At 60.5% G+C, this 17,809-nt stretch carries 22 protein-coding genes; 7 read left to right on the forward strand and 15 right to left on the reverse strand.

The annotated features are described in order from the left end of the window. Positions 1-34 precede the first annotated feature (34 nt). Together K6T25_RS13435 and K6T25_RS15820 are read right to left on the reverse strand one after the other, a co-directional pair. A complete protein-coding gene (locus tag K6T25_RS13435) occupies positions 35-529 on the reverse strand; it encodes a hypothetical protein (RefSeq protein ID WP_222918097.1) in 495 nt (164 codons plus the stop codon). After that, entirely contained in the window at positions 480-719 is a 240-nt protein-coding gene (locus K6T25_RS15820) for a redoxin domain-containing protein (protein ID WP_225917750.1), read from the reverse strand. The genes K6T25_RS13435 and K6T25_RS15820 overlap by 50 nt, the downstream gene beginning before the upstream one ends. 1,207 nt (positions 720-1,926) lie before the next feature. On the opposite strand from K6T25_RS15820, the gene K6T25_RS15825 reads away from it, so the two are divergent. After that, positions 1,927-2,076: a DUF7563 family protein gene (locus tag K6T25_RS15825; RefSeq protein WP_425600872.1), complete on the forward strand. Its 150-nt coding sequence runs from the start codon at positions 1,927-1,929 to the stop codon at positions 2,074-2,076. Positions 2,077-2,086: 10 nt separating this feature from the next. Here the strand turns inward: K6T25_RS15825 and K6T25_RS13445 are convergent, their stop codons facing one another. Further along, positions 2,087-2,743: a helix-turn-helix domain-containing protein gene (locus tag K6T25_RS13445; RefSeq protein ID WP_225917751.1), complete on the reverse strand. Its 657-nt coding sequence runs from the start codon at positions 2,741-2,743 to the stop codon at positions 2,087-2,089. A gap of 218 nt (positions 2,744-2,961) precedes the next feature. Between K6T25_RS13445 and K6T25_RS13450 the strand changes: the two genes are divergently transcribed. Then, entirely contained in the window at positions 2,962-3,141 is a 180-nt protein-coding gene (locus tag K6T25_RS13450; RefSeq protein WP_222914942.1) for a hypothetical protein, read from the forward strand. Positions 3,142-3,388: 247 nt separating this feature from the next. Continuing rightward, on the forward strand, positions 3,389-3,601 hold the full coding sequence (locus tag K6T25_RS15830; RefSeq protein WP_222914944.1) for a HalOD1 output domain-containing protein: 213 nt from the start codon (positions 3,389-3,391) through the stop codon (positions 3,599-3,601). A gap of 445 nt (positions 3,602-4,046) precedes the next feature. On the opposite strand, the gene K6T25_RS13460 is transcribed toward K6T25_RS15830, so the two are convergent. The 8 genes from K6T25_RS13460 to K6T25_RS13495 form a co-directional block, all read right to left on the reverse strand. Next, positions 4,047-5,102: a two-component system sensor histidine kinase NtrB gene (locus K6T25_RS13460; protein WP_222914945.1), complete on the reverse strand. Its 1,056-nt coding sequence runs from the start codon at positions 5,100-5,102 to the stop codon at positions 4,047-4,049. A 365-nt stretch (positions 5,103-5,467) separates the two neighbouring features. Next, positions 5,468-6,130, reverse strand: coding sequence for a cytochrome c biogenesis CcdA family protein (locus tag K6T25_RS13465; protein ID WP_225917752.1), 663 nt, complete (start codon positions 6,128-6,130; stop codon positions 5,468-5,470). A gap of 1 nt (position 6,131) precedes the next feature. Beyond that, on the reverse strand, positions 6,132-6,659 hold the full coding sequence (locus K6T25_RS13470) for a TlpA family protein disulfide reductase (RefSeq protein ID WP_222914947.1): 528 nt from the start codon (positions 6,657-6,659) through the stop codon (positions 6,132-6,134). Beyond that, positions 6,656-7,333 (reverse strand): SCO family protein, encoded by a 678-nt coding sequence (locus tag K6T25_RS13475; RefSeq protein ID WP_222914949.1) that lies wholly within the window; start codon positions 7,331-7,333, stop codon positions 6,656-6,658. Before K6T25_RS13475 ends, K6T25_RS13470 begins: the two co-directional genes overlap by 4 nt. Before the next feature lie 81 nt (positions 7,334-7,414). Beyond that, positions 7,415-7,660: a DUF7970 domain-containing protein gene (locus K6T25_RS13480; RefSeq protein ID WP_222914951.1), complete on the reverse strand. Its 246-nt coding sequence runs from the start codon at positions 7,658-7,660 to the stop codon at positions 7,415-7,417. Positions 7,661-7,893: 233 nt separating this feature from the next. After that, positions 7,894-8,784, reverse strand: coding sequence for a ParA family protein (locus tag K6T25_RS13485; RefSeq protein WP_222914953.1), 891 nt, complete (start codon positions 8,782-8,784; stop codon positions 7,894-7,896). Positions 8,785-9,819: 1,035 nt separating this feature from the next. Further along, positions 9,820-10,209, reverse strand: coding sequence for a molybdopterin-dependent oxidoreductase (locus K6T25_RS13490; RefSeq protein WP_222914955.1), 390 nt, complete (start codon positions 10,207-10,209; stop codon positions 9,820-9,822). A gap of 160 nt (positions 10,210-10,369) precedes the next feature. Beyond that, complete coding sequence (locus K6T25_RS13495) at positions 10,370-10,630, reverse strand: glutathione S-transferase N-terminal domain-containing protein (protein WP_222914957.1); 261 nt, start codon at positions 10,628-10,630, stop codon at positions 10,370-10,372. Between the two features lie 370 nt (positions 10,631-11,000). On the opposite strand from K6T25_RS13495, the gene K6T25_RS13500 reads away from it, so the two are divergent. Beyond that, on the forward strand, positions 11,001-11,354 hold the full coding sequence (locus K6T25_RS13500) for a helix-turn-helix domain-containing protein (protein ID WP_222914958.1): 354 nt from the start codon (positions 11,001-11,003) through the stop codon (positions 11,352-11,354). Positions 11,355-11,888: 534 nt separating this feature from the next. Here K6T25_RS13500 and K6T25_RS13505 read toward each other — a convergent pair. Together K6T25_RS13505 and K6T25_RS13510 are read right to left on the reverse strand one after the other, a co-directional pair. Next, positions 11,889-12,473 carry an NAD(P)/FAD-dependent oxidoreductase gene (locus tag K6T25_RS13505; protein WP_222914960.1) on the reverse strand — a complete coding sequence of 195 codons (585 nt, stop codon included), beginning with the start codon at positions 12,471-12,473 and terminating at the stop codon, positions 11,889-11,891. A 75-nt stretch (positions 12,474-12,548) separates the two neighbouring features. Continuing rightward, positions 12,549-12,863 carry a hypothetical protein gene (locus K6T25_RS13510; RefSeq protein WP_222914961.1) on the reverse strand — a complete coding sequence of 105 codons (315 nt, stop codon included), beginning with the start codon at positions 12,861-12,863 and terminating at the stop codon, positions 12,549-12,551. Positions 12,864-13,436: 573 nt separating this feature from the next. Here K6T25_RS13510 and K6T25_RS13515 point away from each other — a divergent pair. Both K6T25_RS13515 and K6T25_RS13520 read left to right on the forward strand, forming a co-directional pair. Then, the gene (locus K6T25_RS13515; protein ID WP_222914963.1) at positions 13,437-13,997 is read left to right on the forward strand and encodes a TRAM domain-containing protein; all 561 of its coding nucleotides are present in this window, start codon (positions 13,437-13,439) and stop codon (positions 13,995-13,997) included. Between the two features lie 550 nt (positions 13,998-14,547). After that, positions 14,548-15,093, forward strand: a complete 546-nt coding sequence (locus K6T25_RS13520) for a PAS domain-containing protein (protein WP_225917860.1) — start codon at positions 14,548-14,550, stop codon at positions 15,091-15,093. 32 nt (positions 15,094-15,125) lie between these two features. Here K6T25_RS13520 and K6T25_RS13525 read toward each other — a convergent pair whose 3' ends face one another. Both K6T25_RS13525 and K6T25_RS13530 read right to left on the reverse strand, forming a co-directional pair. Further along, on the reverse strand, positions 15,126-16,208 hold the full coding sequence (locus K6T25_RS13525; protein WP_222914966.1) for a sugar ABC transporter permease: 1,083 nt from the start codon (positions 16,206-16,208) through the stop codon (positions 15,126-15,128). After that, a complete protein-coding gene (locus tag K6T25_RS13530; protein ID WP_222914968.1) occupies positions 16,205-17,161 on the reverse strand; it encodes a carbohydrate ABC transporter permease in 957 nt (318 codons plus the stop codon). Before K6T25_RS13530 ends, K6T25_RS13525 begins: the two co-directional genes overlap by 4 nt. Between K6T25_RS13530 and K6T25_RS13535 the strand changes: the two genes are divergently transcribed. Beyond that, a complete protein-coding gene (locus K6T25_RS13535) occupies positions 17,160-17,687 on the forward strand; it encodes a TOBE domain-containing protein (RefSeq protein ID WP_222914969.1) in 528 nt (175 codons plus the stop codon). The two genes, K6T25_RS13530 and K6T25_RS13535, sit on opposite strands and share 2 nt — an antisense overlap. The last annotated feature ends 122 nt before the right edge of the window (positions 17,688-17,809 follow it).

Below are 17,809 nucleotides of genomic sequence, written 5' to 3' on the forward strand. Positions count from 1 at the left end.
TCGGATATTTCCTCGGCGTTACCAACCAACCTATTTATGAGGACTCTCGTTTCGGCGAGCCGCCTTCCGAAGTAAGGACCGAAACGATCCACCGATCGGGCTCGTACTCGGGGCAGCTTGAGAGAACTGTTCGTTCGATCTGCGTCTCAAGGGAGCCTTCTCCGTAGAGTGGTATTTGCTGATCAGGGGTATGCGGGACCCACTCCGACATATCGACTACGGTGTTGTACTTGGTACTACTGTGGAGTGACACTACGCGCGCTCCGAACCGACCGTCATCGGTCAGTACCAGCGGTAGCATAACTCTTTCCAGTTGTTCGGAGTGGTGTTGAAGGCAGACTGAACTACCCTCCGCGGCCGTGAGATCAAAGAGAACATCTCTTATCCAGCGTTGTGATATCTGAGAGTCATTTCTGGGTCCGCATGTCTCGTGTGACTCATTGAGTGTCACGAGCGGCCGGTTTGAAACTCCCGAGCGGTTATCCAACTCTTCGTGCACGAGATCGAACTGTTCGATGATCTCGGCCACAGTATCGGTCAGACGTGGACGAGATCTCGTACTCCTGAATGAACCGTTTGTGAGCGGAACACGGATCCCGGGAAATCCCGAGGGCTCCGACCACGTCCGTCACAGAGAGCCATTCGGCATCCCGGAACCGACGGAGGACGTCGGGACAGACGGGACTGAAGTCGAAGGGATACCACACGAGTACGACCACCCGTTACCGGTGTGGCCTTTCAGTCGGTGTTTTCCGATCTCGGTGCCGTTCGTACCCGACAACGTAGAATCGAGATCGGACTTCGTTTGCTGCATCACGTGGTTCTCTATCGTTCAACAACCGAATACCGATACGGTTTGGTCAACAATTTCGTTTGTGCGATACTATGAAATCAGAACGAAATTAACGCTCAACGCACCGGGATGCCTCGGCGTGAACACGGAGGGTGTGTCAGTACGAGGTGATCTCGTTCCACGTCACATGAGTCTCCCCACTGGACTAGACGCACCGACGCGGGTGCAAGGCTGACTCTCACTCTGAATCTACCCTGTCCGGAGAATTCGCTGGTCGATAGATCGACTGCGGCGGTAGGGTACAGAGTTAGGACACTAGAGGGTACTGCTACGTCGGTGTGTGAACACGATTCTACTTCAGCACCTTGGTTGACAAAGCCGAAATTCGAAGTGAACGCTAGACAAGACATCGACCGTGACTGAATCAGATCCCGACCCGTCTATGGCGACGCGACACGTCCGCCAGGACTGTGGAGAGCGGTTCGACGACCTCCTGAACTCGACCGAATTTCCCCCGTGCCGTGGGTCACCGAGGAGCACGGCTCTCACCCAGAACTGAATGGAGTACTCCGATCTAAGGCAGTTGATCGATCAATCGATCGAGTTTCCGATCGCACACGATAGCCTGATCGACCGATTAGGAGCGGTAGAACTGACGGCTCCCACCGGCGATTCCGTTCTCATCAGCGACATCCTGACAGACACCGGTGAAGCCACGTACTACTCGGTCGAGATGCTTTACACGACGATCATTGGAAACCTCGACGATTCGTTCGTCGGACGTAAATACTATCACGATCGGGGAGGCGTGGAAACGAGTCTGGATCCGAGACGCTCTACAGAACGATCGCTGTAATACTTCTATCCGATGTACTTACCACGCCAACCCAAGTGTACCAGTGGGTCTCCGACTCCCTATATTGAGCGTCAAGATCTCTCGGTGGACGCCCGGCAGCCCGGACACACGGCCGAGCGCGACCCTTGCGGCGAGAGAATCCACTCGAAGTGGCTGTCGCAAATACCTCCGAGGAGCCAGACGGGTGATGGTACGTTGATGTCTCCGGTGGGTAGAGATGCCAGGGGCACTGCTATCAACGGGAGAGGCTATCACGGGGTCTCACACGGTTGCTACCATGCCTGAATGTCAAAACTGTGAGGCTCACGTTACTGAGCGATACGTCCGGGTGTTCGCACCGAATGACCTTGACAACCCACGGGTATGCCCGAGCTGTGAGGACAAGACCCGGGGGAATCATGGGAAGATTCGGGCAAAGCGGAACTAACGACCCAGTCTCAGTCGTTTTCCGGATCGACCAATAGGGTATTCGACACCAACGTAGAGATCCCCCGGCGGAGCCGTTCGGTGGCTGCTTGGTCCGAAATATCGAAATGTTCCCCGAGGTCCTGCGTCGATACTTCTCGCGGCAACGAATAGTATCCTGACTCCACTGCGTATGTGAGCGTTTCGCGCTGTAGTGGCGTCAACCCGAACCAAGGGCCGGCGTCAGGCCTCGTGGGATTGTATATATGCTTGATCGATACCTGGATGTTCTGTTCGATGTAGTGAGCTTGGAACTCCGAGAGCGCCTCGTGTGTCGGGAATCTGAATTCGAAACTCCACGTCTCGGCGGTGCCGGTCGCGTTCAACAAGACTCCCCTCAGATCGAGAACTGTCTGCAACAGTGAGTCCTTCGACAGCTCCCAGTCTAGTGCGTACAGCAGTTCTCCCTCGTGTGAGTTGATCAGTTGAATCTTGTTAACCGACGGGTGCTCTCGAACCGCGCCTTCGAACTCGTCTCGAGTGCCGTTGTGAATTCGAACAAACGGTATCGGTCTCCCCCCTAACGGGACCATCGTTTCAACCGTGATTTCGGTTGATCCTTCCACCTGAAGGATCTGCCCCAACTCGAATACATCGGCTGGAATAGTCAACTCAACGATAACTGCCACGGATAACAGACAGTTCGGCCGCAACCCGGATAAAGGCACCGTAGAGACGGTGTACCGTAGAATGCTTCGCATGGTGTATCATGCTCATCGGAGCTACTAACCGGCCAGCGGACATATCGATAGCTGTAGAAAGAAACGACTGTGCACCCCTCCGAACGCGTAGTGACTGATCACACGCTACGTCACCAATGGACCACAGTCAGAGTGTGATTCCCCATATGACATCCGACTTCACATCAGATGACGAAGTGCCGGGAACAGAGGAGTTCGAGGCAGCACTCGGTCGAGTAGTTCTTACCGCCCTCGAGAACGATATCGATCTGCGAGGGACGTGGGAATACCGCACCGACGAGGAGACACCCGACGTAGAGGTCATGATCGTCGAGCTCGCGCAGTGACGCTCGGATGCCCGCCCGAACCGGGCGTAAAAGTAAACCCCCTGGTAAGCCAGCCTGAAAGAATTTCCAACCGGAAACTGCCGTCTCCACGAGAAATCCCTCCGAGAGCGGAAGGGTTTCGTCACACTATCATGAGCGATGATACTCGGTCGACCGGAGATCGTCCGCATCGACCACACCCGGAAGCGCGGATACATACTCGATCGTTCATACCCGGATAAAAGCAGTTAGCAAGACACTCATAGCCGTGATCTGCCACGTCGACGAACGAAACAAGATCGAGCTTCCACCATTCAATAATACGATACATGCTGACGGGCTTGATCTCGTTTTTTCCTCCCGCCACAACGGGGAGAATCGGGATACTGGTCTCACGATACCATTTTGTTACGCCAGATGCGAAGTGATAGTTAGTTCCGAGGGGACGCTGACTCTCATAGAACTGACGGACGAGAAGTAAGCGTACTCTCAGTGTTGAGCGTTCGAACGTGATGGAGTATTGCCGGGATGGATGATCAACCGCGGGAACTCGATGAACTAGCAAACCTTCTCGAGTAGATACTGGCCAGCGAGGTCGTCCCGATCGGATGTCAGCCCCACGCGGCCATCGGAGTGTATGCTCAGTCAGTCGAGGTAGCCGTTTACTACCAGGTGCGTACTGGCACGTCTTTCAGATCCATATTTCGATCTATCACCTTCTGCACCCCGATACCGAGAAATCGGAAACTGGCCTCTCATCATCCCTCCCCGTCGGTATACCGTGGACCGGTGAATACTCATTTGGGCTGGTCAGCAAAGGGGTTTATACCACGTATTTTCGAAATCGAATATATCTCTCAATATCAGTAAGGCGAAGCTGTTCCGGGACATCCCTATCGCGCGTCACCGGCTTCCCGAGACACGAGTCAACCGAGCAGGTCGATCCCGGTGATCTCGAATCGCACACCACCGGTTCGTGCGTCGGTGGCGATGATGTCCCAGCCGTGGGCGTTGATGATCGTCCGAACGACTGAGAGACCGTATCCGTGACCGTCATCGCTCGTGGTGAAGCCATGATCGAAGACTTGGTCCTTGTGGTCGTCGGCTATTCCGGGGCCGTCATCCTCGACGAAAAAGCCCGTGTCGAGCGGACCGACGTGAACCGTCACGTCGCTGCCGCCGTGGTCGACGGCGTTCCGAAAGAGGTTTGCGAACACTTCACGGAGCCTGTCGGGGTCGCTGCTCACCGAGCGGACGGACTCGTACTGGAGGGTCGCGTCAGAATCGGCGTTCATACTTTGCCACGCCGTCTCGATAACGTCGCCGATGTCGACAGGTTCGGGGTCCGTAACAACGTTTCCTTGTCGTGCGACTCTCAGGAGATCGTCGACGAGTCGAACCATTCTGTCGATCGTCTCGTCGATCGTTTCAAGGCGGTCCTCGTCGCCGGTTTCTCGATACATGGTCAAGTTACCGTCGATAACGTTCAGCGGGTTCCGCAGATCGTGCGCGAGGATATCGGTGAACTCTTTCAGGCGGTCGTTTTGGCGTTCCAGCATTCGCTCGTACTCCTTCGTGGTCGTCGTATCCTGACTGATCGCCGCGTACCCGTGAACAGTGTCGTTTCCCAGCGGCGACAGTGTCAGCGTTCCCCAGAACACGGAGCCGTCCGCTCGCCGATGCCAGTGTTCGAGTTCGATCGATTGGGTCTTCGGTTCCGCAAAGAACCGCTCGGACAGTGAATCGGATTGTGCGTCGTTCTCGTCGTCCGCGATCAGCACGCTCACGTGTTGGCCAAGGACCGCTTCATCGTCGTGTCCGTAGAGTGCTTCCGCCGGGGCGGGCCAGGTGGTGATGACCCCGTCGACATCCAGCACGAAAATCGCATGAGTAGAGATGCCTTCGAGAATACGACGAGCGGTTGTCTCTCCCGATTCAGGCCGATCGACTGATGAATCGGTTTCGCCGAAGGCATTTGCCATACAAAATACTGAGACACTATTTGCTAACCAGTTCGGGATGGCCTATCATGGCATTCAAACCTACCCGATAACTGTGATCATCTGATCCGCCAATATCCCAGTTACAAAACGATACTCACAGGTATGAGAGGGTCGAACATAGTGTGATAGCCGGCCATCCGATACCATCCAAGTCGGTCGATCAGCGCTCTCGGATCACAACGGAGCCGGAGTGCCACGTGCCTCCGATCTCTTCTCGGGTCACACTCCCGCTGTGAGTTGGTCGGCTACGGACTCGAGTTCGTCCGCGTTGTCCGTTCCGGTTCGTACCGACGTTCCCTCCCGAAGTATCGACTATCCGGCGATGAGTGATGGCGTCGAAGAGGTCAAATCCACACACCTAACTCGAACACTGCGAGGTAGACCTGCCCACAACCGGCTAGTATCATCACTCCGGCCGCAATCTGTTGTATCCGTTGCGAGTAGTTGCCCAGCGAGCGCCAAGAGTCGACGCCGACTCCGGCGAGGAGCGTCACTCCGACCAGCGGAAGCGTCACCCCGAGGGCGTACACTGTCAAGACAAGGACACGCAATCGGGGCGAGACAGTGAGCGCTTGCGTTACCACGCCCAAAAACAGTGGCACCACGCACCCCGCTGCGGCGACTGCGTACACAGCGCCGAAGACACCGAATCCAGTTACCGATGTGGGTCGCTTCGGGAAGGCGACGCGAAGCTCCGGTCCCCGATCGAAAAGCGTCACGACACCGAACGCGATCAACCCGAGCCCGACGACCGGTTCGAGTGCCGGGAGCGCAGCCGTTACCGGTCGGCCACCCGCGATAACGAGCGCGGCGATGAGTGTAAGCGTCCCGAGAGACCCGCCGGCAGCAGCGAGCGCCGGCGGAAGCATCCCCGTCTCCGGGTCGTTCTCGCGCAGGTAATACCCGACGTAACCTGGAAGAAGCGGAAACGCACAGGGTGCGAAGAACGTCGCGACGCCGGCGCTCGCGGCGAAGCCGAGTGCTCCGAGCGCGGGGGTTCCGATCACGTTACACCAACGGATCGAGCTGATCCCGAAGCGTCTCTGTTCCGGCGAGCCCGCTGTGGCCGAACTCGATCGCTCCGTGCTCGTCGACGATGGCGATGTAGGGGAGCCCTCCGGCTCCGAACGCCGCTAACAGCTCGCTTCCGGGGTCCAGCCCGACAGTCCAAGCACCCCCATTGCGATTCCACCACGCGGCGATGTCAGCCCTGGTGAACGTCTCGCTCGGGCGTTCGTTCGTCACAGAGATGAACGAGACGTCGTCGTACTCGGAGCGGATCGCGCGCAACACTTCGAGCTGGTCGTCGCAGGGGGCACACCACGTCGCGAAGAGATCGACGACCGTGACGGTTCCAGGCGTCGGCACGAGTGTCTCACCTGCCGTCGATCCGCGTGCATCGAGAGTCTCTACACGGAGGGGAAGCTCAGTGTCGCTTCGAGACGTCATACCGGGAAGCCCGGTTTGTGCGACCCAGAGACTCCCCCCAGTCAACCCGAGTCCAGCAATCGCAGCGACGGTCTGTCTGCGGTTCATGCAGTTCTCACCGTCTGTAGATCGGCGAGTATCGTCCCTTCGTTCGGCGATTTCGAACGATACGCCCGCTCGACGAACCCGTCCGCGTTGACGAGTAGCGTGAGCGCCGCATGCGTGAACATGTACATATCCATGTCCTCCGGGTCGGTGCGCTGGAAGGCAACGCCGAACTGGTCTTGTACGACGGCTTTCGCTCGCTGTTTCGATGCAGGTCGGAGGAAGTGCCAGTTCTCTGAATCCGCGTCGACGTTCATCTCTTCGGCGTACGTTCGAAGGCGCTGGGCTGTGTCACGAGCAGGATCGAACGTCATCGGGAAGAATGAGACGGCATCACCGTATCCATTGTTTTTCGCGTGGGCCTGGATGTTCCGCTGCGTTGAGATGAGAACGGGACACACTGTTTGACAGTGGCTATAGAAAAACGTGAGAAGTGATGGAGTCTCGATATCACGGAGGCGAACGTCGCGAGAATCGAGCGGCGCAGGGACGGTTGTATCCGGAACGGGTTCCCCCCACGCGGGGTACGGGACGTCGCTGCTTTCGAATCGTCGTTCGGGCTCCTCGAGAACGACGTCGGGATTCGAATCGCCGATTCCGACGCTCCCGAGACACCCAGCGAGTCCGGTGACCGCTCCGCACGCTCCGGCCGACCTGAGAAACGACCGCCGTTGCATACACGACGATCACGGACTGACGTATTTGGGCTGTCTGGTGCACTTCTCGAAAGTGCGGACGGGTCACCTGGAGGAGTCGTATCAGGTGTCGGTAGCGTCCGGGCTGATCCCCCGAGCTTCGAGCACCTTGTCGGCGACCTCGTCGGCGTGGTCGGCGAGCACTCGCAGCGCCGCGTCGTGGAGTTCTCGCTTCGACGCGTCCCTGACCTCGTGTCGACGCAACGTTGGCTCGACGTCGATCGCGAGCGCGTCCTCGAACGCGTCCCACGCACGCTGTCGTGCGTACAACGGTCGCTGTTTCGCTTCCTCGAACCCGAAGGCTGGCACGGACGTTTCCGGTGTGTCTCCCGCAGTAGTGTCGGAAGCTGCTGCAGGAGAGCCCTCGACATCCTCCGAGGGGGCGCCTCCGGAGCGCGGACGCGGATCCGTGTCGGAATCGCCACTTCCGGATACCGCACTGTCATCCGACGCATCGGGCACAGTGTGCCCGCCAGTTCCCTCCGATTCCCCCGAGGTGTCGTGCTCGGCTTGTTCCGCCTGGTCGAGGTCGTCGAACGCCATCAGGCCATCACCTCGCGTTCGCGGACGACACCGCCGGTTTCCACGATCGCTGCCAGCTCGCCGTAACAGGAGAGCTGGTCGCAGCTGTCGTCGTAATCGCGCAGCGGAAGTCCCGCGTCGTTGGCGTCGTCGATCGCCGAGCGGTAGCGGATCCCGGGCAGCGGTCCGTCGTAGGTCCCGTCGTCGATGGCCGCCCAGTCGTCGTCGGAGATCCGACAGAAGTTCGGAACGACGGAGTCCGCGATCCCCATCGAGTTGATCTCCTCTAAGAGTGCGCGGTCGCGTCGGTCCTGGTCCAGTCGCTGTGACAGTCCGGAGGGGACGACCGCGAGAATGTCCAGCTCGAAGTACTGGCGGGCCTCCTTCACCAGTCGGTTGACGGTGTTGTGGATCCCGGAATCGTAGCCGGTCTCCGGGCGCACGGGAATGATCAGGTTGTTCGTCGCGTACAGGGCGTTCTCGTTGAGCTTGCCTTGGTTCGCCGGGCAGTCGACGACGATATAGTCGTACTCGTCGCCGAGCAGTGGCTCGACAACGCGAGCGTTCAGTCGCGTCGAGCCGCCCATCGCGTTTTTCAGCTGCGTCTGGACGTCCTCGAGGTCCCTGTGTGCGGGCAACAGATCCATCCCATCCACCACGGAGACGATTCCCTCGCTTGGGTCCCCATCCTCGAGGAGCACCTCGTGGACGTGGTTCGTTTCGGCCTCGTACTGCGCGGTGAAGCCGAGGTTCTGCGTCATGTGTCCGTTGTCGTCGAGGTCGATAACGAGCGCGGACTCGTTTCTGTGTGCCAGCTCGCGCGCGAGGTTGATCGCCGTCGTCGTCTTCGCGAAGCCGCCCTTGAGAACGCCGACCGCGACGGCGCGCGGTTGTGTGGTGTGTTCAGACATGGTATCGCCTTCGTCGGTCCCCGGGGGACGACGTCGTGGTGAGACAGGTAACTGAGCAAGTAATTGCACCTTGTTTACGGTAGGTACCTATTGTACGGTAGGAGCTCATATTCACTGTCGTACGACGGGTCCAGAGATCGACGGAACGTGTCGATCGTGCCGGTTACCGTTATTGTACCCGTGTATATCGACCCATCGTATAAGAAGGTACGCAAGACACCTGAACCAGACAACAAAGCCGAGGTACCTTAGTCACCTGCCTTAGCTAAGGTAGGTGTGGTAGGTGAGATATTGACGAGTGGTCGGGTAGGAACGGTAACGAAGCGAAGTTTGGAGGGCGATACAAGTTTGGATAGATGGAATAGATAGGATATGTAAGGTAGCTACCCAGCATACATCGACGATTGCAACTATCGTAGTTATTGTACGTATTGTCCAGCCCCAGGGGCAACGACTATCATGTGGAGCTCGCCGTTTCGGAGACTCGACGGTAGCCGAGACGGACCCTCGGCGGCGTTCGAACGTCCACCGAGGAGCAACCGCCCAGCCGGATCACTGGTGGCATCCGGATGCGACCGTCCACGTCCTATAGAAAGATCGACGGAGCCCGTTCGAGGGTCCGACGGTATGGTCCGTTAGTGTACCACCAACACTGCGATCCCGGTCAACGAGAACATGATGCCACGCACGAACTCACACCGCTGATCCGACTGCGTGATAGCTTCGACCGAAGAAACCAGTCGACCAGTCGCGGCAGGTATTGGCCGGGACGGTACGCATCCCCGAACGCAGGATCGTGATCGTGAATTCTGTGTGAGAAAAGTATACTGTATATCGATATATCATCGCAGCGATGACGGAGGCTCCACTATCGATGGCCACGACCATCCGGGCGCCTCAGAACTTGTCACGGATATTTGACGTCGATGGAGACTGGATCCGGTCACTCAGGAGGGTCAGAAACTCGGTCCAACGCGATGCATTTTGCCGTATCGCGTTCTGTCGGGGGTTCGTTGAGTACCTCGATTTTGACACTTATTTGATGCTCTCCCAGCAGTCGGCATCGCCTTCGGCCGGAACCAAGCTGACTGGCCCCCAAGGTTCGATTGAAAGCGGTTCGCCGTCGAGTTCGAACGCTAGCAGTGCCTCGCGTGCGCGCTCGATCGGAACCGAACCCGCGTAGTCGCCGTCCATCGCATGGACGGGCACGTACTCGACGTCGGCTGCCGGTGACGGCTGCGACAACCCGACCTCGACATGGATCCCGTGCCATGAGAGATCTCGGGCACGCCACTCCTCGACACAGGTGAGATCGTCGGAGAAGCTCCCGTCAGGGAGGGAGCCGCAAGTCGTTCCGTGTGAGCAACAGCGGTTATGAGACGGCACCTGTGACGTGGAGTTGGCATCCGCGTCGGTCGATGTCATCCGGGATCGGATACGAGTTCGTCTAGGGAGAGAAGGGTGACCAGTGGTCAGTTGTCCGGTTCGGTACTAGACGGTGACTCGGCAGAACCGTGATCGTGTCCGCGAACAAGTTCGAGTAGATGACGCGCTTCGATACGGGTACTGTCGCGTCGGCGCTGCCTTACTCGTAGTACTGTTCGAGGTGGTTGATGATATCGTCGCTGTCGTACACCGTACCGCCGTAGTCGCTGTCGACGAGGTACGGGATCTGGTCGTTTCCCCCGGCCACCAGCTCGTCGTGTGTGAGTTCATTGGTTACGTCGCCGCCCTGGTCTCCGGGGAGCCGCGGGTTGTGAATAACATACGAGACGCCGAGTTCGGAGAGTTTCTCGCGGACCTTGCCGGAATGCGGACAGCCTTCGGACTGATAGAGTTCGAGCACCGAGTGGAGATATTACTGCGAGCATGCTAACCGTTGGCTCTCGATGGGACTAGTACAGTCCGTATCGATGGCGGAACGTCGATCTACCTGTGGGCGCGGAATCGAGATACCTCCCATGGGATGGAGTAGTGCGTCCATTTCACACCTCTCGACCGAGAGTAGAACGCACTCATCGAATGTCCGGGGGTGTGAGGGAGTGCTTTCGCGGTCGCCAGTCGGTCACGATACTCGTCTCGTGTTGTCGGTGGTGACATCGATGTAACTGGGTGACATGGACGCCCGGAAACGGATTAAGTCACTTCGCGCCGTACCGTCGCTCGAGACCACAGATACATTCGCTATTCGGTATGGATGGCGGACTCCCGAAACTATGACTGGAACCCACGAGACGCAATCGACGACCGAATCGACCGAGAACCGAACGACGACGCCGGAGGCGAGTACTGACAGTTCTCCTCCAGAGTCCGAACGCTTCGCGGATCTCCCGCCGAGTGCGAAGCTCGTTCACTTCGTTCTCAACCGCGACGATGAACGGACCCAAACGCAGCTCGTCGAGGAAACCGCACTGTCGGCACGGACCGTTCGAACGGCACTCGGTCGCCTCGAAAACGCGGGGTTGGTGAGCGAGTCGATCTGTCTGCGCGATGCGCGAAAGCGCGTGTACGCTCTGACCGACGACGGGGTGAGAGCCGGCGACGCGACGGAAGTCGAAATGGAGGTGTGACATCCTCCCACGCCTAAACGCGCGGGCCTCCCACCCGGTGTTGGCCGGGCAGGTCAATCCTGAAGCTTGGGAGTCTATGGTTTGCTGGACAGTCAGCCAGTGGCTCTGCCACGAAGCCGGTACTCGTCCCCCGTAGAGGGCTTCGAGTTACCTGATTGGTTAACGACTGTCGGCGTGGTCGGCTTACTTTTTGATTTCGGCGATGAACCGTGGCGAACACCGAGTCAACCGCCAGTTCTCCACGCACACGTCTCGATACGATTGGTTGTGAGTTGAATTGTCGGATTCATCTGGTGGCTAAACCCACCAGTATCCTCCTCGAATCTATATAAGCTCCAAGGACAGCCGGCTTCGTGTAGCTCGTCTCGCCGCTCCCTGACAGCGCGCGGAGCGATCGACTCGTGGTATCCCAGTACCTCTCAGCTTTCCCAGTCACGGAGGGGAAGCCAACCAAGCAACCGTGCAGTCGACGAATAGGGTCGAAGTCCGTACAGATGAAAACCGGAACACTGGGGGACGGTCCTGGTCGGGTGACTACTCCTCGTCGGCCATACCGCCGAAGACGGCGTCCGCGTCGCTCGGGACGTCAAAGTCGTGGTAGTGTTCACCCTTCTCCTCGGAGAGGATGTTGAGTGCCGCGGCGGCACCGTCGCCGGCCGAGATGACCGCCTGCCACTCTTCGGCACGGACCATCGCACCCGTCGCGTAGGCTCCGCCGACGCTCGTTTCCATGGTTACGTCGACGTCGACGATGTCGCCATCGAACGCGCAGCCGAGCGACTCGGCGAGGTCACGGTTGGCACCCGTCGCGAGCACGAGGTAACGTCCCTCAACGCCGTCTCCGTCGGTGTCGACGCGGAAGCCGTCGTCGGTTTGCTGGACGTCAGTCGCTTCAGTGCCCTGAAGCCGATCGGCCCCGAACGAGTCGACCTGCCGTCGAATCGTCTCCATGTAAGCAGAACCGTCGATCGAGCCGATCCCGGGGTAGTTGAACAGGTGAGCCTTGTGCATCCACGTCCCGTCCGTGTCGAGGACAGTGGCCTCGAGTCCGTTCTTTTGTGCGAACAGTGCCGCAGTCAGGCCGGCGGGGCCGCCGCCGACGATAACAACGTCAGTCACACGTTCACGATCGGTTCGTATAGTAATAACAGTGGTTCAACCGGAGGACGGAGCGCTTTAGCCGACAATCGGGCGTTAGTCGTCCGAGTCCTCGGGTATCGTCGACCGACCGACGCCGTCCTCATCGGGGGTGGGAAGCGACTCGTGATGGAGGTGGAACCACTCCGCCAGCGTGCCGCGCGTCCCTTTCGTTTCGACGGTAACTGACCCATCGAACCCCCACTCGGCGCGGTCCGCGTCCTCCCCGAAGGCGAGCGGCACCTCCACGCGAAGGTCTTCCGCCGAGAGCTTGATGCCGCCTTCTCGTTCGATTCCCTCGTCGATCATCTGTTCGAGGAGCGTGAGCCACTGCTCCGGAACCCGGCGCGATCGGGGCGTGTCGTCGTTCATATCACCCCTTTGGAGCTCCTGGTACCTGTTGGTTTCCGTGGACGGACGATACGACCCCGCTCCGAACACGGAGACGAACTTACACCACAGTGTCCGCAGTAAGATCACATCTGTGCGTACGGTCACTGTACGCGTACATTCCGGCCGGCGGCGGACGGCGACACCACGATGTCCGCTACTCGAACTCACACCACGATGTCCGCCGTTCTATCCGGATCTGGTTGACCGTCTCGCAGATCCATCCGTCTCACAGACCGATCTGTCTCACAGACCGATCCAGTGTCCATCCGAATCGTGAGTGTCCGGCGGGATGATCGAAACGGAGGGCTGATCGGGTTCATCGCGGAGCCTGGTCGGAACCGCGAACATGGTGGTGTTCCCGTGGCGTAGGCTCGCCCCCGATCGCTCGGGTCGGCGTGCAGCATGGATCAGCCGTTACAGCGGACATGGTGGTGTGGGTGCGGCACCCCGATAGTGGGATCCGTTCCCCGTGTTTTTCACGTCGTTGCGGCGATGAGTTTCCGCTTCTGGAACACGTAGGGTTAACATAACTGCAGTGAGAATCCCAACCGAATGGAGATATCAGAGGATCTACGCTGTGTATTCAGTGCCGAGGTGGAACGACGGGACGGGACATACGTGATCGAAGTGCCGGAACGGGAAGTCGAACTGGACACGCTTCACTCCGACCGCGTGTATCGCGTCGCACTTCTCGGACGACACGAGGCGGACGAGGAGACAGCTACTGCCGAAACTGCACAACTGTCGACCGATGCCGGACGGAACGGGAGCGATAGCTCGGCGGCGACGGAAACTGGCCGATCGGATCCCGTAGATACCGCGTCGTCACCTCGAAGCAACGCCGAACAGTCGGGAGACTCCTCCGACAACACGGCCGGTACAGCCGGAACAACCGAGCCGGAACCACCGGTCGATCGGGGTGACGAGGTAACCGTCGACATCGAGGGAATCGGTGACCAGGGCGACGGGATCGCCCGTGTCGACCGCGGGTACGTGATCATCGTCCCCGACACGGAGAAGGGCGAGCGGGTCAAGATCAGAGTCACGAGCGTAAAACAGAACGTGGCGTTCGCGGAGGTCGTCGAACGCGTTGAACGGCACCATTACGAGTAGGGAGGGAATACGGCGCTACGATTCAGATCAAGGGTTCGACCCGCTCGTTGAGTCAGGTAACGGCGATCAATCGCCGGGGTCATCCTCTCGGCGATCAACTTCCCGACCGAGTTTTCCGAGATTCGGGACGGTCGCCTCTTCAGGCTCGAGCCGGGACGCCCGGTCACGGAGGTGCACGCGTACCTCGAGCGGACTCCCGGCGGGGGCGACGGTGCTGGGATCCCGCCCGTGGAGGCTGCATCGTCGCTCATCAGTCGGACCGGCTGGGACGCGATACTCGCTGGCATCGTCACCATGCCGATCCACAGCGACGTCCAGTCTGAGATGCTCGAACTGACACACCGTGCCGCCGGCCTCATCGTGTCAGTCGTACTGACCGCCCGGAACCGTCGGACGGCCTCGGCGACGCGTGAGCAGGTTGCGCCGGCCGGCGCCTCGTCGACGGGACCAACCGAGGCCATAAGTCCGGCCCCTTCTCCGTTCCGGTCGCTCGGACCCGCTGTCGACAGACGTTTGTCCATCGGCGACCCGATCCGGATCGACAGCCGTGATGCTCCCGCGCGAGGACCTCGCGGACCTGATACGGTTCGACCACGACCGCTTCCGCACCCGCGTTCCCGCGGTCCTGGACGACGACGAGTACGACACCGAGCGCCTCGACCGACTGCACGAGCCCGTTCCCGGCGGCGACACGGTCGTGGAGGGAGACTCCGGCTCGCTCGCGGCCCACGAGGGGGCCTACGTGGAACGGATCCGCGTCCTCGACGACGCGCCGGTGGGTATCACGCTCGCCGGGCCGGCGTACGCGGACAACCCGGTGGTGTACGCCAACCGGACGCTCCGTGATCTGACGGGCTACTCCCTCGACGACCTCCGGGGGGAGAACCTCCGACTGCTACAGGGTCCGGAGACGGAGCCCGACCCGGTGTCGGAGCTCCGCGAAGCGCTGTCGACCTGGAACCGGGTGACCACGACGCTGACGAACTACCGGGCGGACGGGTCGACGTTCCGGAACCGCGTGACGCTCGTCCCCGTCACCGACCGGGGCGGAACCGTCGTGAACTGGCTCGGGTTCCAGGCGGCCGTCGAGGAGTGAGCGAAAGGGGGACTCGGGGGTGCTCCCCGACCCTAGCCCTCCATCCCGGAGAAGGAGAGTCCGCCCTCGATGTACCGTTGAGCGAAGAGGTACACGAGCATGACGGGCGACGCGAACGTGAGCGCGAACGCCGAGAAGCGCGCCCACGGGATCGAGTACTCGTCGATCAGGGCGAACAGCCCGACAGGCAGCGTGAACTTGTCCGCCGACAGCATCGTCTGCGCGACGACGAACTCCATCCATCCGGTGAGGAAGGTGAAGATCGTGACCGTCGCCAGTCCGGCCGCCGACAGCGGCAGGATGACCTCCGTGACGACGCGCCACGGCGGCGCGCCGTCGACGAGGGCAGCCTCCTCGTAGCTGACGGGGATCCCGTCCATGTACGTCTTCAGCAGCCACGTGTTGAACGGCACCGCCGTCGCCGCGTAGTAGGCGGCGAGCGCGAGCCGGTTGTTGTTCAGCCCCACCTGCACGAACATCGCGTACAGGGCGATGAGCGAGGCGATCCCGAGGCCGCCGCCCACCTGGGTGAACAGCACGTATCCGAACAGCACCTTCCGGCGCATGATGAACTCCCGGCGCGACAGCGCGTACGCGGCCGGGACGATGACGCACATCGCGAGGATGAGCGTCGGCACCGACACGATGACGCTGTTCAGGAAGTACTGCTTGAAGTCCGAGGGGTTGTCGACGCCGTGGTCGCTGGCGTCGAGAAACACGATCTCGGGCGTGTTGAACACGATCGCCAGTTCCGAGAACGGGACGTTCAGCGAGATAGCCAACGGCGGCACGATCAGGTCCCCCAGAACCCACACGAACGGCTGTACCGAGGGGTTCTCGGGGAAGAAACTGAACCCGCCGGCGGCGTAGACGCTGCCGCCGGTGCCGGAGATGGCCGACATCGCGATCCAGTAGATGGGGAACAACAGGAGCGCGACGAGGAGTACCGCGAACGCCGTCGCTCCCGCGGTCCGCCCGAGTTGGAGCGCCGAGAGTTCTCCCCGGCGATACGCCTTGACGGCGTAGCGGGCTTCGACGGCGAGTTCGCGCGGCGTGTTCGCGACGTTGCGAACGTCGTCGGCGATCTTCTCGGCGACGAGCGAGACGAGACTCACGCGTCGTCCACCCCGTCGGCGAGTCGGCCCTTCTTCACGTTCAGCCACATGAACGCGCCGATGAACGCGACGGCGACGAGCATGATCGCGGCGCCTTGCCCGTACTGGCTGAACTGGAACGCCTCGCGGTAGCCGTAAACGATGATCAGTTCGTTCAGTCGCGCGGGGCCGCCCTCGTTGAACGCGTACGGAATGAGGAACTGCTGGAACGACGCCGCAGCGGTCAGGATCGACGCGAACAGTACCGGCCGCTTCACGCTCGGCAGCGTCACGTGGAAGAAACGCGCGAAGTAGCCCGCGCCGTCGACCATCGCCGCCTCGTGGAGCTCCTTCGGCACGTCCTGCAGCGCGCTCACGGTGATGATCACCATGAACGGATACGCAAGCCACATCTCGGTGACGTTGTACGCGAAGAAGGCCGCCCATCGTTCGTTGAGCCACGCGACGGTGCCGGCGCCGAGCCAGCTCAGCAGCTGATTCGCGAGCCCGAACTGCGCCGAGCTAAATATCCCGCGCCAGATGGTGATCGTGAAGATCGCCGGGAGCCCCATCGGAACGATGAGCAGCGACCGGAGGAACCGCGCCCCACGAACCCGCTGGTTCGTGACAACGAGCGCCACGCCGAGCCCGAGCCCGATCTTCAACACGAGGCTCGTGGCGACGAACAGCCACGTCGTCCCGAGGGAGTTCCAGAACTTCCCGTCCGAGAGCACGGCCGCGTAGTTCTGTAGCCCGACGAACGTCGCCTCGCCGAACGTGAGAAGCCCACCGCCGGCGAAGAGATTCGAGGGCCGGGCGTTCGTGAACGATATCCCGAGCAGGTACAGCATCGGGAAGAACATGAACGCCGCGAAGATGAACAGCCCCGGAAGGACGAGGAGCAGCGCTACGTCCTCGCGTTCGATGGCCGGGATCGCGGCCGCCCGGTCGGCGATTCGGCTTGTGGTGCTCATGGCCTACTCCCAGTTGCTCCGGATCGTCCCTTCGGCCTCGACCATGGCGTCCTTCACCAACGAGTTCGTCGGCGGCTTCGTCGGCTCGCCGTCGATGAACGTGCTCGACGCCGTCGTCGACACCACCGAGTCCGGCGTCACGCTCCGTGGAGCTTCCACCGACTTCGCCTACGACCTCTCCCCGGTGTTTTCGGACGTCCTCGAGGGCGTCGAAGAGGTTCGCATGGGTATCCGTCCGGAGGACGTCCGCGTCGCGGACGCCGGCGACCCAAGCATCGCCACGACCGTCGACGTGGTCGAGCCGATCGGCTCCGACAACTACCTCTACCTCGATCTGGGACCGGAGTTCATCGCCCGCGTGAACAGCGGGATCACGCCCGACGCGGGCGCGGGGATCGAGATCACGTTCGACGAGAGGGACGTCCACCTCTTCGACCCGCGGACGGGGGAGTCGCTCACACACGGTGTCGCCGTCGCGGGCTCGGATGCCAGCACTCCCGCCGAGGCCGAGCCGACGGCGGACTGACGGTCCCGGCTGTTCAGACGCTGCTGCCGGTGTCTCGTGGACAGCGACGCGACTCTCCTCTATCGACCGGTCGGACGATCGGGGGAGTGACACCGGAGTAACCGCCTGACATCGGTGTCCGC

Origin of the sequence: Halobaculum rubrum (genome assembly GCF_019880225.1) — an archaeon.
GTDB classification, from domain to species: domain Archaea; phylum Halobacteriota; class Halobacteria; order Halobacteriales; family Haloferacaceae; genus Halobaculum; species Halobaculum rubrum.